The following is a 14615-nucleotide window of genomic DNA, read 5'->3' as shown; positions in this document are numbered from 1 at the left end:
TAATAATTACTCTTATTAAATCAGGAGGTATCAATGGAGTTGAATCCAGTGTTTGCCAGGCGCTTATATTTAGCGTTGTTGGTACATAATTTAGAAAGGCCAAATGTGCCTAAGCTTGTCGAGTTAACAGGTTGGCCTCGTCGTACGATTCAAGATGTATTGAAAGCTTTGCCTGGGATTGGTATCGAGTTAATGTTTGTGCAAGATGGTCGTCGTCATAATGACGGTTATTATCGTCTTTCAGATTGGGGGCCGTATGATCCAGATTGGGTATGCTCACGAGAAGATGAGATCGCATCAACTTTATATCATTAGCACAGTGCTTTTAACTGTGCTGAGGATTGAATAAAAACGCCAACATAATTGTTGGCGTTTTTATTTTTTATGAATGAGGTTTAGTTAGAACTAAAAATACCTATGGGCAAGTATAAGCAGAGCCAAGTAAGGTTACTGATGTATTAAATGCCATTGGGTCTTGAAGGACTACGGTGTTGGCTCCTAATGTTTGAGCCTCGTTTTTTACGTCATTAACGGCGGCAATCATTAAGTCTTTATTTGATATAAAGAAGAAGGTATACCAATGACCTTCACTTCCTGTCACTGTTCCCACTTCCGTGCAGCCTTTAGCCGCATTATCATTGTAATGAAGTGCAATGGTTTCGGATTCATCACTCATTGGTTGCGTTGTTAGTTGGCAGCCACTAAGTAAAAAGAGACTTAACAGTCCTGTTATCAGTAATTTCATATTATGAGTCTAAGTAAATTAATGTCGCGGCAACTCGTGATTTTACATTCAGTTTTTTTAATAAACTTTTCATGTGAACTTTAACGGTAGCTTCAGAGATAAAGAGTTTGTCTGCAACTTGTTTGTTACGCATCCCTTTTGCTACATTTTGTAAGATCTCTAATTCACGAGCGGTTAAGTGAGCTAATTTATCATCACCGTTATTTTCTTGTTCCAAACATGCTTTTACTTGTTCAGAGTAAGCTTTTCCGCCTTTCATCGCTTCTTTTAATAATGAAATCAGCTCATCAGGCTCACTGTCTTTCAATAAGTAGCCATCAGCACCGGCTTTAACTAAGGTTTTGATATCTTGTTTATTGTCTGAAACCGTTAATATAACGACTGGACAAGTAACGCCTTCATTTCTTAAGGCATGAAGAGTATCTAAACCTGACATTCCCTTCATATTTAAATCAAGTAAAACTAAGTCAGGTTCATCTTGAGAAATTAGAGCTACGGCATCGGTACCATTACTTGCTTCACCTATTAAGGTAAATTCTTCTTCAAAAGAGAGTAGTTGACCAATACCACGACGCATTAACGGGTGATCATCAACGATTACAACATTCCACATAATTTGTACCTTCTATTGCTTTATTGGTTAAGTGGAAACGTAACGTTCACTGTACAACCGTGTTCTAATTCAGAGGATATGGATAAATTGCCACGAACACAGGTAGCGCGCTCTTGCATTATTCTTAATCCATAATGATTTATTTTTTCTTTACTAGGGTCAAATCCTACCCCATCGTCTTCAATGTTAATGTAGCCTTGCTCACCTTCTTGAAAACACGTAATGATAATATTATCAGCTTTTGAGTGTTTGATGGCATTTAATGTAGCTTCACGAATTAATTGTAATAAATGAACATGCTGTTGAGCATTTATGGGTAAAGATGGTAGCTCATTATTTACTCTAATATTTATTTCGGTTTGTGCTGATAATGTGGTGGTTATTTCTTGTAAAGCCTCACCAAAATGGGCTTTATTAATCGTTAGCCTAAAGGTATTAAGCAATTCTCTTAATTGAGTATAGGCACTTTTAAGCCCTTCATCTAATTCTATTAATGTATTGCCTGTATTTTTACAATCGCATGCTGATAATCGTCGTTTCAACAAGGTGGTTTGAATCTTTAAATAAGATAAAGATTGTGCTAATGAATCATGCAGTTCACGAGCAATGGCTGAGCGCTCTTCTAAAAGAATTAATTGGTGGGTTTGTTTTTGAACTTGGTTATAAAAAACGCCACGAGCAAGAATATTTGCGATATTAATGATCAATTTTTGATCTGGACAAGGAAGAGAAAATTGCCACAGTAAATAACCAAGTTGTTCTCCATCAATAGATAGCTCTTGCAAGCTCCAAGGTGAAGTGTTTGATTCTCCACTCGTAATTTCCCAATCTCCACCAGACTCTTCTTCAACAATTAATCGAGCACTGGTAATCCCTTCGATATTAACAAAGGTATCTAAAATATTTTTAAAGACCTGTTCGTCAAGTTGAGAAGCGGATAGCTGTTGGGAGCACTGATAGAGTGTTGTTAATGAACGGTTGGCTTGGCTCAGTTTTTTTGTTTTATCTTCAACTCTGCTTTCTAGCTCTTTATAGCTAAGGTCAACTTGCTTTGCCATATGATTGAATGAATCACTTAGTTGACCTAATTCATTGTCACTTTTTAAATTGACCTGAACAGAGTAGTTGCCGCTGGTCATAGCTTTACTTGCAGCAACTAAATGATGAAGTGGGCTTACGATTTTTCGTTGGGTAAAGAAGATAATAAAAACACTTAAAAAGACGATTAACGATAAACCAAGCGCACCTATAAATGATAAAAGCTGCAATTTTCGTTCTGAGAATTCTTGCAGACGAAATACAAAGCGATCAATTTCATCAACAAAGTTAGAGACTTTATTAAGGTAGATCTGTTTATTATCACTAAGTAGCGAGGGATGCAACGAATGCCACTGTAATCGAATATCTTCGTAATAGCCTTCAATATCATCAGGAACAAACCATTGATCTAGTGTTTTAAAAGAAGGGGATTCTATCGATTCAGAAAATTTCTCTAAATGCGCTATAAGTTCTGGTGAGTTGGTTTCAATATCAAAAGCCAATCGGTAGCTTTGCATACGTAAAGACCCCGCAATATTAACGGCCTCAGCATCTTTTATACTGGAGGATAGCGTCATCAAAGCTAGGCTAGTTGTCACAATTGATATTATTACAATCCATAACATCACTTGAGCAATGGTTTTTGTTAAAATTGAGGTCTTCTTGTGTTTCATATTTGTTATGTGTGACCTATGATTAATAAAAGGCAAATTAGGCCTATTCTGTTGTTTTTAATTGTTTTAAAAATTGATCCAGAACAAGTATACCCACTGTTTAACCATTATGAGGTATATCAATAAATATGACAAAACTTAATATGCCACATATAAAAATATGAATAGACGAAAGGAGATGTGAATAGATGAGTCAAAAAAATACAATTGACCATTCTAAACGTGGTCTTTTCAGTCGTTTCTCTAATAAGAAAAAGATACATCCTTTAATACAGCAGCGGCTACCTTGGGTAGGCAATGAAGCAAGTTTTGTTTCTCAATGTACTCAATGTGAAAAATGTATTGCTGCCTGTGAAGAAAACATAATTGTTAAAGGTGATGGTGGTTTTCCCATTGTCGACTTTACCAAGGGTGAATGTACCTTCTGTGAAGGATGTGCTCAAAGTTGCCCTGAAAACTTATTTGATTTAACTGTTGCTACAGCTTTCTCTCATAAAGTATCTATAAATGAAAGTTGTTTAGCGAAACAATCGGTTGAATGTCGTAGTTGTAGCGATATGTGTGAAACACAAGCTATACGTTTTCAATTGGTGCTGGGAAATGTCGCTCAGCCTCAAATTAACTTAGATGTGTGTAATGGTTGTGGGGGGTGCATTGCTGCTTGCCCTACTTCTGCTATTAGCATGACACTGGAAGAGCAAACATAATGTTAGAAAATTTGCCTGAAAATGAAGTTCATATTTCAAGTTTAGTGGTTCATGTTAAACCTGAATTTTTAGAACAAACAAAAGAAAAAATACTGGCACTACCGAATACAGAGATCCATGGAGAAAGTGAAGAGGGCAAATTGATTGTTGTTCTTGAAACTGAAAACCAAGGATACATTACAGATTCAATAGATAAAATAAATGACTTCGAAGGGATTCTAAATGTCGCTTTAGTTTTCCACCAAATCGAGCACTTTGATTCGCAATGTGAGGATGAATCATGAAAATGACAAGACGTGCGTTTGTTAAAGCAAACGCCGCAGCATCAGCTGCAGCTGTAGCAGGTATTACTTTACCAGCATCAGCAACTAATTTAATCGTTAGTTCTGACCAAACAAAAATTAAATGGGATAAAGCGCCTTGTCGTTTTTGTGGTACTGGTTGTTCTGTTCTTGTGGGCACTCAAAACGGTCGCGTTGTTGCGACTCAAGGTGATCCAGAAGCACCTGTAAACAAAGGTCTTAACTGTATCAAAGGTTACTTCCTATCTAAAATTATGTACGGAAAAGATCGCCTTCAAACGCCAATGTTGCGTATGACTGATGGTCAATACGACAAAGAAGGTGACTTTGCTCCTGTTTCTTGGGACGTTGCTTTTGACACAATGGCTGAGAAGTGGAAAGCCGCTCTGAAAAAGCATGGTCCAACAGGTGTTGGTATGTTTGGTTCAGGTCAGTGGACGGTAATGGAAGGCTACGCAGCCGTTAAATTGATGAAAGCAGGCTTCCGTTCAAATAACATCGATCCAAATGCTCGTCACTGTATGGCTTCAGCGGTAGGTGCGTTTATGCGTACATTCGGTATTGATGAACCAATGGGTTGTTACGATGACTTTGAACACGCAGACTCTTTTGTTCTGTGGGGCTCAAACATGGCAGAAATGCACCCAGTACTATGGACTCGTATTTCAGATCGTCGTTTAAGTAATCCACACGTTAAAGTGAACGTATTATCTACTTACTACCACCGTTCATTTGAGTTAGCAGATAAAGGGTATATTTTTGAACCTCAATCTGACCTTGCCATTGCTAACTTCATTGCTAACTACATCATTCAAAACGATGCAGTAAACTGGGACTTCGTAAATAAACACACGAACTTCAAGCAAGCAACAACAGATATTGGCTATGGTCTTCGTGATACTGATCCGCTACAAATGAAAGCGGAAAATCCTAATTCTGGAGCGATGAGCTCAATCAGTTTTGAGGAATATAAAGCATCAGTTGCACCATACACAGCGAAAAAAGCATCTGAAATGTCAGGTGTATCAGAAGACGATCTGATCACTCTAGCTAAGCAGTATGCGGATCCAAAAACAAAAGTAATGTCTTTATGGACAATGGGTATGAACCAACACACTCGTGGTGTTTGGATGAACAGCCTTGTTTATAACATTCACTTGTTAACGGGTAAAATTTCAACGCCGGGTAATAGCCCATTCTCATTGACTGGTCAACCTTCAGCATGTGGTACAGCTCGTGAAGTAGGTACATTCTCACATCGTCTACCTGCAGACATGGTTGTTGCTAATCCTAAGCACCGTGCAATTTCAGAAAAAATCTGGAAACTACCTGAAGGTACATTGAATGGCAAGCCAGGCGCACACGCCGTTGTTCAAGACCGCATGCTTAAAGACGGCAAGATTAACGCTTATTGGGTAATGTGTAATAACAACATGCAAGCGGGCCCAAACATTAACACTGAACGTTTACCAGGTTACCGTAACCCAGAAAACTTCATTGTATGTTCTGACCCATACCCAACTGCAACAGCTCAAGCATCGGATCTTATTCTTCCAACAGCAATGTGGGTAGAAAAAGAAGGTGCTTATGGTAATGCTGAACGTCGTACTCAAGCTTGGTACCAACAAGTACAAGCAAAAGGCGAAGCTAAATCTGATTTATGGCAAATCATGGAATTCTCAAAACGCTTCACAGTAGAAGAAGTGTGGGGCGAAGAGCTATTAGCTAAAGCACCTGAATTCCGTGGTAAAACTATGTATGACGTACTTTACAAAAACGGTAATGTTGATGCCTTCCCATTGTCAGAAGCTCAAGAGCTAAACGATGATGCGAAAGATCAAGGTTTCTACGTACAAAAAGGTCTATTTGAAGAATACGCTACGTTTGGTCGTGGCCATGGTCACGATTTAGCACCATATGATACATACCATAATGTACGTGGTTTACGTTGGCCTGTAGTTGATGGCAAAGAAACATTATGGCGCTTTAAAGAGGGGTCAGATCCATACGCGAAAAAAGGGTCTGATTGGGACTTCTATGGAAAGCCTGATGGTAAAGCATTAATTATCTCTGCACCATATGAAGCGCCACCAGAAGTTCCTGGTGATGAGTTTGATATGTGGTTATGTACTGGTCGTGTTCTTGAGCATTGGCATACAGGTACTATGACACGTCGTGTTCCTGAGCTTTATAAAGCTGTTCCTGATGCGCTTTGTTATATTCATCCTGCTGATGCGAAGGAGCGTAATTTGCGTCGTGGCGATGAAGTATTAATTTCTAATAAACGTGGTGAAGTTCGAGTTCGTGTTGAAACACGAGGTCGTAACCGTCCGCCTAAAGGATTGGTATTTGTACCATTCTTTGATGCTCGCATCTTAATTAACAAATTGATTTTGGATGCTACCGATCCTCTGTCTAAACAGACAGATTATAAGAAGTGCCCAGTTAAGATCACTAAAATTGCTTAATTACTAATAGGTAGGTTACTGACTAAGACGTGAGTAGCCTATTTCAAAGAGTTTGCCTTAAGGCGGAGAAATTAGAATGAAAAAATTCATTATAGCGCTTATGTCAGTTGGACTTTTGTTTGCTGGCGCAGTACAAGCGGAAACTGAACAAACTACGGAGTTAAACAATCCGGGTGGCATCGGTGGCGTAGAGTCACTGCGTGGTGCGTCTGAGTTAGAAACAACGCGTCCAGCAGATGATTTTAAACGTTTTCCTCGTGATCATGCATTAGAAAGCGATTATGTATACCAGCCACCATTAGTTCCTCATACGATTCGTAACTATGAAGTGTCATTAAACGCGAACAAATGTTTATCATGTCATAGCTGGAAAAATGCAAAAGAAATGGGTGCAACGAAGATCAGTGTTACGCACTATGTGAATCGTGAAGATGCTGTACTTTCAGATGTATCGCCTCGTCGTTACTTCTGTCTACAATGTCACGTCCCTCAAGCTGATGCAAAACCATTAGTTGAGAATGAATTTGAACGTGTGGACTCATTGCGCTAGTTGATAGCCAATAAAGTTAAGAGAGGCTATACATGAAATTATTAAAAGCATTTTGGAAGCGTTTTTCATCTCCAAGTAAAGCGGCAGTAGGTATTGTCCTATTTATGGGCTTTATGGGTGGTTTACTTTTCTGGGGCGCATTTAACACTGGTATGGAAGCAACCAACACAGAAGAATTCTGTTCTGGCTGTCACGCACCAATCGTTAAAGAGATCCAAGAAACGATTCACTACTCAAACCGTTCAGGAGTTCGTGCTATCTGTTCTGATTGTCACGTACCTCATAACTGGACAGATAAAATCGTACGTAAAGTTCAAGCATCAAAAGAATTGTTTGCGCATTACGTAACTAAAACGATTGATACTGAAGAGAAATTCAAAGAACGTCGTGGTCATCTAGCTGAACGAGAATGGCACCGAATGAAAGAGAATAACTCCCAAGAGTGTCGTAACTGCCATGAATTTAACTACATGGATTTCTCAGAGCAAGGACCTCGTAGTGCGAAGCAACACTCAACGGCATTAGCATCAGGCGATAAAACCTGTGTAGATTGTCATAAAGGTATTGCTCATAAACTGCCTGACATGTCTGGCGTTGAAGGTTGGTAAGGAGATAGCATGAGTACATTAGAGTCTGTTATTTGGCATACGTTAGGTTACATTGCAATGCCTAGTATTATCCTTGGTGGGTTTGTTGCTGTTGCTGTGTTATCTATTTGGGTGTTATCACTTAAAGCCGATAAAGAATAGTTAATTTACTTACGTATTAGTAAAATAAAAAAGAGATGAGCTTATTGTTCATCTCTTTTTTTATTGTTTTTTAGTGGGTTAAATGCCAAGTACAGTATAATAAATAAAGCCTGCCCAGCTTACAGCCAATAGAATCCAAGGTAAGGTTTTATTCGTTTCTGTCGTGATATTTTCCTGCTGGATTTTCTTCTCTTCTAGTGTTGCAGAGGCTGAATTATTTTGCTTTTGACGCTGTGTTTTTTTCTTTAACTTATCCGCTTCTCTTGCTCTCTCTTTTTGCTGCTTCTTATAAAGAGTAATTCCTTTTTCTATTCCTTGAGCAATCAATTTGGTTTGTTCTTTTGTTTGTGCCGGTTTTTGTGTAGCTTTAGCTATCTTCATCGCTTCTTGTTGGGATTCAACTGAAACGGTCTCATTGGTTTTTTTATTATTTGTCATAATTATTCTTTATTTTAAACAATTTGGAGTATGTGCATATATACATAAACAGTAAGCGATGCAAAGTGTGATGGCAACATTGCTTTTGATCTTTGAACCGTTGTGAGCTCAAAGTTTTAATTTTATCTAATCGTTATTTTTAATCATTTTAGTAAGCTGAACAAGTCTACTAAGAAGATAGTTATTTTTAAGGTAGAAAAATGCAGTATTCATTTGATGCATATGACGAACATGGCTGGTTAAAACCACCGATCTGGTTATGGTTCGGTTGGGCACTATTAATCCGCTCTGTTGTTGTTTTTGTAATGGCAGGAGCGAGTCGAGAACAAGGCGCAGATTTACTTTCACTGTTTTATCCAAGCCATTCAAGTCTGTATACAAGTTTATATCTAAGCTTACCGATTGTCTTTTTTATGTGGTTAAGCAGCTTTAAAAAGCCCACACGCCCTTTTATGCTCACCCTTTGGAAGCAAGGTCGATGGCTAACTATTATGATGGTACTTATCGATCTCATAATGTTAATTAAATCGGTTGTGATTAATCGAGGAGAGTTTCAATTAAGCAGTGCAGTTCTTATCTTGCTTCTTAGTTGGTTTTTAATTTTTTTACTTCGTAGTAAGAGAGTAAAAATATGCTTTAGTTTGACTTAAAGAGGAGTCGACAATGGATTTATCAACAAGTGCGCTATTATTTAGTGCTTTATTAAGTCCGTTAGCAATGGCGGATTGGCAATTAGATGTTGGGTTAGAGATTAATCGCCCTAATTTACAATATATGACAAATTCATCATCTTCATTGGTATTGGGTGAAGAAACATTGGTGTTTAATTCAATTGATAAACAGTCTCAAGTTAAAGCATGGGCTGAGATTAAGAACATCGACGCAGAGAATGTAGAAATAGCTTTTCGTGTGGTAGAAGAAGAGAGTGAAGGTCGGGTGAGAGTGTTATGTGCACCCACTATAATTACTAAACTTAACAATCAAGAATCCTATATGGTTTCTGATTCTTCAGCAAAAGAAACCGTAAAATTATCAGTAGAAGTGATTTCTTCATAAACTCTTATTAATTATCAAACAATCCCATGATTTATTACATATAATGGACTCAGTTAATTCAAAATAGAAAGGAACTGAGTTCATGTCTTACACCCCTCAAACGGCACTACTGCCAGAACCAGATCGCTTTGCATTATATGTAACGATAAATATTAACAGTAATCCTCAGCTTGTTCTTGAGCAGTTACAATCACTGCCATCTTTAATCTCTGAATTAAACGAAGAGCAACCAGGCGCAAATTTAAGTAGCGCGATCTCTTTTGGCGCAGATTTCTGGTCTACATTATCCGCACCTATGCCTTCTGAATTGGCTAAATTTAAGCAATTGGGTAAAGGCGATATAATTGCTCCCGCAACCCATGGTGATGTTTATATTCATATCCACTCAAACCGCCACGATTTACACTTCTATATTTTACGTAAACTGATGAATGTTATTTCTGAGCATGTTGAAATCAAAGAAGAAGTGTCTGGTTATCGTTTTTTAGATTCTCGTGATATGACCGACTTTATTGATGGCACTGAAAATCCAAAAAATGAAGCGCGTGCAGAAGTGGCATTAATTGCTGATGGTGAATTTGCGGGTGGCAGTTACATGATGTGCCAACGATTCATTCACAAGATCCCGGCATGGAATCGTTTATCTGTATCTGCACAAGAAAAAGTTATTGGTCGTACTAAGCCTGATTCAATAGAGCTAGAGGACGTTCCAGCAGCCTCTCACGTAGGTCGAGTAGATATTAAAGAAGATGGTAAAGGCGTTAAGATTTTACGTCATAGCTTGCCATACGGCTCAGTTTCTGGCGATCATGGTTTATTGTTCATCGCATACTGTCATTCTGTTCATAACTTCCAGGTTATGTTAGATAGCATGTACGGTGAAATCGATGGTAAAACAGATCAACTATTACGCTTTACAGATGCTGTTACTGGTGGTTATTTCTTCGCACCATCACAAGAAATGTTCGCTGAGCTAAAAGTTAAATAATTTTGCTCTAAAGTTTAATACCAATCACAGTAAGTAAGTGATCAGAAATAGCGCAGGAAAAATGCTTGAGAACAAGACGAATTTTTTTGATAAGTAGTTATTCTACAATCAAAAAATTCAACGCAGTTATCGAGCATTTTAACCAGCTAGGGTGATCAGTTATTTACTACGATTGGTATAAGTAGGTACCATTAGAAATAATGGTATTTGCTTGATTATTTATATTAGGGCAGATACAAAAAGGCCGCTGTTTTCTCTAAGAGATAACAGCGGCCTTTTTAATGTCTTGTGTAAACTAAATCAATCGATTAGGAAAGGTTATTTAGTTACTTTAAGAACTGGAGATTCACCAACAGTAACAGCACCAGAAAGCTTAGTAAGCTCTTTGATTTCGTCCATGTTAGAGATAACAACTGGAGTAAGCGTTGATTTAGCGTGCTCTTCTAGGTACGCAAGATCAAATTCGATTACAGTGTCGCCAGCTTTAACTTCTTGGCCTTCTTCAGCGATACGAGTAAAGCCTTGACCTTTAAGTTCAACAGTATCGATACCGAAGTGAACGAAAAGCTCGATGCCGTCGTTAGATTCGATAGAGAAAGCGTGGTTAGTTTCGAAGATTTTACCGATTGTACCGTTTACTGGAGCAACCATTTTGTTGCCAGCAGGTTTGATAGCAATACCGTCACCAACGATTTTTTCAGCGAACACTACGTCTGGCACATCTTCGATGTTTACAATTTCACCAGAAAGAGGTGCGATGATGTCGATAGCACCAGCGTCAGCGCTTTCAGAAGAAAATGCGCTTTTAATTTTGTCAAACAGACCCATTGTGTAGCTCCCTAAAGTTTATATTAAATAGCCACTAAAACTTAGTGGCTATATTTAATTCTTTGCAACTATACTATTACTTAGTATTTTCTGCGATAAATTTTTCAACGTGTGCTTCAATTTCTGCTGCTGTAGGCATTTGAAGAGCTTCATCTGCCATTGCTTTTACTGCCGCAAAGTTTGTGTTACGAACGATTTTCTTAACAAGAGGGATAGAGATACCGCTCATGCTGAATTCGTCTAAACCCATACCTAGAAGAAGTAAACTTGCACGCTCATCACCCGCTAGCTCGCCACACATACCAGTCCACTTGCCTTCTTTGTGAGAAGCGTCGATTACTTGCTTAATTACAAGCAGAACCGCTGGAGATAGTGGGTTGTATAGGTGAGAAATCATTTCGTTACCACGGTCAACAGCAAGAGTATATTGTGTTAAATCGTTAGTACCGATAGAGAAGAAGCTAACTTCTTTCGCTAAGTGATGTGCAATTGCAGCAGCTGCTGGCGTTTCAACCATTACACCGATTTCGATGCTTTCGTCAAATGCTAGGCCTTCAGCTCGAAGTTCTACTTTGTATTCTTCGATTGCTTTTTTCAGCTCACGGATTTCTTCAACAGAAATGATCATTGGGAACATTATACGCAGTTTACCGTGTGCAGATGCACGTAAAATACCACGTAATTGGTCACGTAGAATTTCACGACGGTCTAAACTGATACGGATTGCACGCCATCCTAAGAATGGGTTCATCTCTTCAGGAAGATCCATGTATGGTAGATCTTTATCACCACCGATATCCATAGTACGGATGATCACTGGCTCACCATGCATCGCTTCTGCTACTTCTTTATAAGCAACATATTGCTCTTCTTCAGTAGGAAGTGCATCACGATCCATGAATAGGAATTCTGTACGATACAGACCAACACCTTCGCCGCCGTTACGGATGATACCGTCACAGTCTTTAACTGTACCGATGTTACCGCAAACTTCAACTTGGTGGCCATCTAGAGTGATAGCTGGTAGGTCTTTAAGTTTTGCTAGTTCTTCTTTTTCTGCAACTAAAGTGTCACGGATTTTTTTAGATTCAGCTAGCTCTGCTTCTGATGGGTTGATAACAATTTTGTTGTTAACCGCATCAAGAATTAGCATGTCGCCGTTTTTCACTTGCTTAGTGATATCGTTAGTACCAACGATAGCAGGAAGTTCAAGAGAACGCGCCATGATAGAAGTATGAGATGTACGACCGCCGATGTCACAAGCAAAACCAAGAACGTAGTCTAGGTTGATTTGCGCTGTTTCAGAAGGCGTTAAATCGTTAGCAACTAGGATAACTTCTTCATTGATATCACTTAGTGAAACAATGTTGATGCCTAGTGCATTTTTAACAAAGCGGCTACCGATATCACGGATATCTGTAGCGCGCTCTTTTAGATAATCATCATCTAAAGATTCAAGAGCACAAGCTTGTTCTTCAATTACAGAGTAAATTGCAAAATCAGCAGCAAGCTTGTCGTCTTTGATAAGGGCTAAGATTTCTTCTTCTAGCTCTTCATCTTCAAGAAGCATTATATGCCCCTCAAAAATTGCTTCTTTTTCTTCGCCGAATGTTGCTAGCGCTTTCGCTTTAACCGCTTCTAATTGCTCAGAAGACTTAGCTCTAGCGTCAAAGAAACATTTAACTTCTGCTTCTACTTGAGATTCAGAGATTGGAGTTTTGTTTAGGACAATTTCATCTTCCTGAAGTAATAATGCTTTACCAAAAGCAATACCTGGAGATGCTAGAATGCCTGAAATCATAGCTTTACCTTAACATTGATCAAATTAGAGAATGAGAATAATAAAGAAAAAGCTGATTAGTGCAGCTCATCCATTAGTTTAACTAGGTGGTCTACTGCAGCTTTCTCTTGAGCGCCTTCAGCAGAGATAGTTACGTTAGTACCTTTAGTTAGACCTAAAGTTTGAAGTTTGAAAAGGCTAGTAGCACTTGCACTTTTGCCGTTAGAAGTAACAGTGATTTTTGCATCAAAACCTTTCGCTTCTTTAACGAACTGAGCCGCTGGACGAGTGTGAAGGCCGTTTTCTGCAGTGATTACTACGTCTTGTGAATACATTGTGTATACCCCGATTTATATTTTATGTTGAATTAATGTCGTTAACCAATTCTGTTTATGACTGTACTTTCGCACATCACAGCCTCAGAAACAATCCGTCTAAGAGTAAATAGGTTAACGACAGTAATTTATATATTCTTTCTTATTTTGTAACATTAAACGAGTCTAATGTTGATACTTTATCTTGGATTGTAATTATTTTACACCTAAAAATAAAGTGGCTAGATTATTACTAAGGAGTGAAATGAAATCAACAAAAAAACCCCATAAGGGGCTTTTTTGGAGGAAAAATTGATTTGAACACGTGAAAAACGTAGATTTATTGTTCGTTTTCTTGTTCTGTAAACAAACCAGCAAAAAGTGCAGTACTTAGGTAGCGCTCTCCTGAACTCGGTAGTACCACTACAATTTGTTTGTCTGCAAACTCTGGAAGCTCAGCAATACGGTTCGCTGCAACCACAGCAGCACCAGAAGAGATACCAGCTAAAATGCCTTCTTCTTCCATTAGTCGACGCGCCATTTCAATAGCATCTTCTGAAGTTACGGCTTCAACGCGATCGATTAATGCTAAATCTAGGTTTCCAGGAATAAAGCCAGCACCAATACCTTGGATCTTATGTGGAGCAGGTTTGATTTCTTCACCAGCAAGCGCTTGAGCAATCACTGGAGACTCAGCTGGTTCAACCGCAACTGAAAGTACCGCTTTATTCTTAGTGTGTTTAAGGAAGCGACTTGTACCTGTTAATGTACCACCAGTACCAACACCAGCAACGAATACATCAACATTACCTTCTGTTGCTTCCCAGATCTCAGGTCCTGTCGTTTTTTCGTGGATCTCAGGGTTTGCAGGGTTATTAAACTGTTGAAGAAGAAGGTACTTACTTGGATCGCTTGCTACAATTTCTTCTGCTTTTGCGATCGCGCCACCCATACCTTTAGGTGCTTCTGTTAATACTAGGTTTGCGCCTAGTGCTTTAAGCAGTTTACGGCGCTCAAGACTCATTGATGCAGGCATTGTTAGTGTTAGTTTATAACCACGAGCGGCAGCAACAAAAGCAAGAGCAACACCCGTATTACCTGACGTCGGCTCAACAAGCTCAATCCCTTCTTTTAACGTACCTGCTTTTTCTGCTTCCCAAATCATGTTGGCGCCAATACGACACTTAACACTAAAGCTTGGGTTACGAGCTTCAACTTTTGCTAATACGTTACCTTTACTTACACGATTAAGGCGAACTAGCGGTGTATTACCAATCGTTTGAGAATTATCTTCGTAAATCTTTGTCATGATCTGTTCCTTCATTTTACGGTAAGCGTGATTATATGGGTTATGATTTTTGTACT

General features: G+C 38.7%; 18 protein-coding genes. 10 read left to right on the top strand and 8 right to left on the bottom strand.

The genetic code is table 11. From position 1 onward, the window contains the following. Window positions 1-33 precede the first annotated feature (33 nt). Window positions 34-315: a helix-turn-helix domain-containing protein gene (locus ED622_RS11870; RefSeq protein WP_122034264.1), complete on the top strand. Its 282-nt coding sequence runs from the start codon at window positions 34-36 to the stop codon at window positions 313-315. Between the two features lie 100 nt (window positions 316-415). Here the strand turns inward: ED622_RS11870 and ED622_RS11865 are convergent, their stop codons facing one another. Genes ED622_RS11865 through narQ form a run of 3 tightly spaced genes read right to left on the bottom strand, consistent with a single transcriptional unit; the run spans window position 416 to window position 3070 of the window. After that, on the bottom strand, window positions 416-745 hold the full coding sequence (locus tag ED622_RS11865) for a DUF4156 domain-containing protein (protein ID WP_122034262.1): 330 nt from the start codon (window positions 743-745) through the stop codon (window positions 416-418). Between the two features lies 1 nt (window position 746). Then, window positions 747-1358 carry a response regulator gene (locus ED622_RS11860; RefSeq protein WP_122034260.1) on the bottom strand — a complete coding sequence of 204 codons (612 nt, stop codon included), beginning with the start codon at window positions 1356-1358 and terminating at the stop codon, window positions 747-749. Between the two features lie 20 nt (window positions 1359-1378). Further along, the gene (gene narQ / locus ED622_RS11855) at window positions 1379-3070 is read right to left on the bottom strand and encodes a nitrate/nitrite two-component system sensor histidine kinase NarQ (RefSeq protein ID WP_122034258.1); all 1692 of its coding nucleotides are present in this window, start codon (window positions 3068-3070) and stop codon (window positions 1379-1381) included. A gap of 188 nt (window positions 3071-3258) precedes the next feature. Here narQ and napF point away from each other — a divergent pair, with 188 nt between their 5' ends. The 6 genes from napF to ED622_RS11825 all read left to right on the top strand — a co-directional run bounded on the left by napF (window position 3259) and on the right by ED622_RS11825 (window position 7846). Next, window positions 3259-3777: a ferredoxin-type protein NapF gene (napF, locus tag ED622_RS11850; protein WP_045102682.1), complete on the top strand. Its 519-nt coding sequence runs from the start codon at window positions 3259-3261 to the stop codon at window positions 3775-3777. Window positions 3778-3788: 11 nt separating this feature from the next. After that, window positions 3789-4061 (top strand): chaperone NapD, encoded by a 273-nt coding sequence (locus ED622_RS11845; RefSeq protein ID WP_254052651.1) that lies wholly within the window; start codon window positions 3789-3791, stop codon window positions 4059-4061. Continuing rightward, window positions 4058-6547: a periplasmic nitrate reductase subunit alpha gene (napA, locus tag ED622_RS11840; RefSeq protein WP_122034256.1), complete on the top strand. Its 2490-nt coding sequence runs from the start codon at window positions 4058-4060 to the stop codon at window positions 6545-6547. Before ED622_RS11845 ends, napA begins: the two co-directional genes overlap by 4 nt. A 76-nt stretch (window positions 6548-6623) precedes the next feature. Further along, window positions 6624-7097: a nitrate reductase cytochrome c-type subunit gene (locus tag ED622_RS11835; protein WP_122034254.1), complete on the top strand. Its 474-nt coding sequence runs from the start codon at window positions 6624-6626 to the stop codon at window positions 7095-7097. 32 nt (window positions 7098-7129) lie between these two features. Beyond that, window positions 7130-7705 (top strand): NapC/NirT family cytochrome c, encoded by a 576-nt coding sequence (locus ED622_RS11830; protein ID WP_060991610.1) that lies wholly within the window; start codon window positions 7130-7132, stop codon window positions 7703-7705. A 9-nt stretch (window positions 7706-7714) separates the two neighbouring features. Then, window positions 7715-7846 (top strand): TIGR02808 family protein, encoded by a 132-nt coding sequence (locus ED622_RS11825; protein WP_122034252.1) that lies wholly within the window; start codon window positions 7715-7717, stop codon window positions 7844-7846. 78 nt (window positions 7847-7924) lie between these two features. On the opposite strand, the gene ED622_RS11820 is transcribed toward ED622_RS11825, so the two are convergent. Beyond that, window positions 7925-8284, bottom strand: a complete 360-nt coding sequence (locus ED622_RS11820) for a DUF2956 domain-containing protein (RefSeq protein WP_122034250.1) — start codon at window positions 8282-8284, stop codon at window positions 7925-7927. 200 nt (window positions 8285-8484) lie between these two features. Between ED622_RS11820 and ED622_RS11815 the strand changes: the two genes are divergently transcribed. From ED622_RS11815 to ED622_RS11805, 3 genes are all read left to right on the top strand, one after another. Continuing rightward, entirely contained in the window at window positions 8485-8934 is a 450-nt protein-coding gene (locus tag ED622_RS11815) for a DUF2919 domain-containing protein (protein WP_122034248.1), read from the top strand. A gap of 13 nt (window positions 8935-8947) precedes the next feature. After that, window positions 8948-9340, top strand: coding sequence for a hypothetical protein (locus tag ED622_RS11810; RefSeq protein WP_122034246.1), 393 nt, complete (start codon window positions 8948-8950; stop codon window positions 9338-9340). An 82-nt stretch (window positions 9341-9422) separates the two neighbouring features. Continuing rightward, a complete protein-coding gene (locus ED622_RS11805; RefSeq protein WP_122034243.1) occupies window positions 9423-10328 on the top strand; it encodes a Dyp-type peroxidase in 906 nt (301 codons plus the stop codon). A 318-nt stretch (window positions 10329-10646) separates the two neighbouring features. Here ED622_RS11805 and crr read toward each other — a convergent pair whose 3' ends face one another. The 4 genes from crr to cysK all read right to left on the bottom strand — a co-directional run bounded on the left by crr (window position 10647) and on the right by cysK (window position 14559). Beyond that, complete coding sequence (gene crr / locus ED622_RS11800) at window positions 10647-11156, bottom strand: PTS glucose transporter subunit IIA (RefSeq protein ID WP_045102673.1); 510 nt, start codon at window positions 11154-11156, stop codon at window positions 10647-10649. A 76-nt stretch (window positions 11157-11232) separates the two neighbouring features. Next, the gene (gene ptsI / locus ED622_RS11795; RefSeq protein ID WP_122034241.1) at window positions 11233-12957 is read right to left on the bottom strand and encodes a phosphoenolpyruvate-protein phosphotransferase PtsI; all 1725 of its coding nucleotides are present in this window, start codon (window positions 12955-12957) and stop codon (window positions 11233-11235) included. A 56-nt stretch (window positions 12958-13013) separates the two neighbouring features. Then, entirely contained in the window at window positions 13014-13271 is a 258-nt protein-coding gene (gene ptsH / locus ED622_RS11790) for a phosphocarrier protein Hpr (RefSeq protein WP_045102671.1), read from the bottom strand. Window positions 13272-13590: 319 nt separating this feature from the next. Further along, a complete protein-coding gene (gene cysK, locus ED622_RS11785) occupies window positions 13591-14559 on the bottom strand; it encodes a cysteine synthase A (protein ID WP_122034239.1) in 969 nt (322 codons plus the stop codon). Window positions 14560-14615 lie beyond the last annotated feature (56 nt).

The sequence above is a fragment of the Aliivibrio sp. EL58 genome, from assembly GCF_900312675.1.
In the GTDB taxonomy this organism is placed as follows: domain Bacteria; phylum Pseudomonadota; class Gammaproteobacteria; order Enterobacterales; family Vibrionaceae; genus Aliivibrio.
The sequence above is the reverse complement of the archived record's forward strand: the minus strand, read 5'-3'. Positions and strand labels throughout refer to the sequence as shown.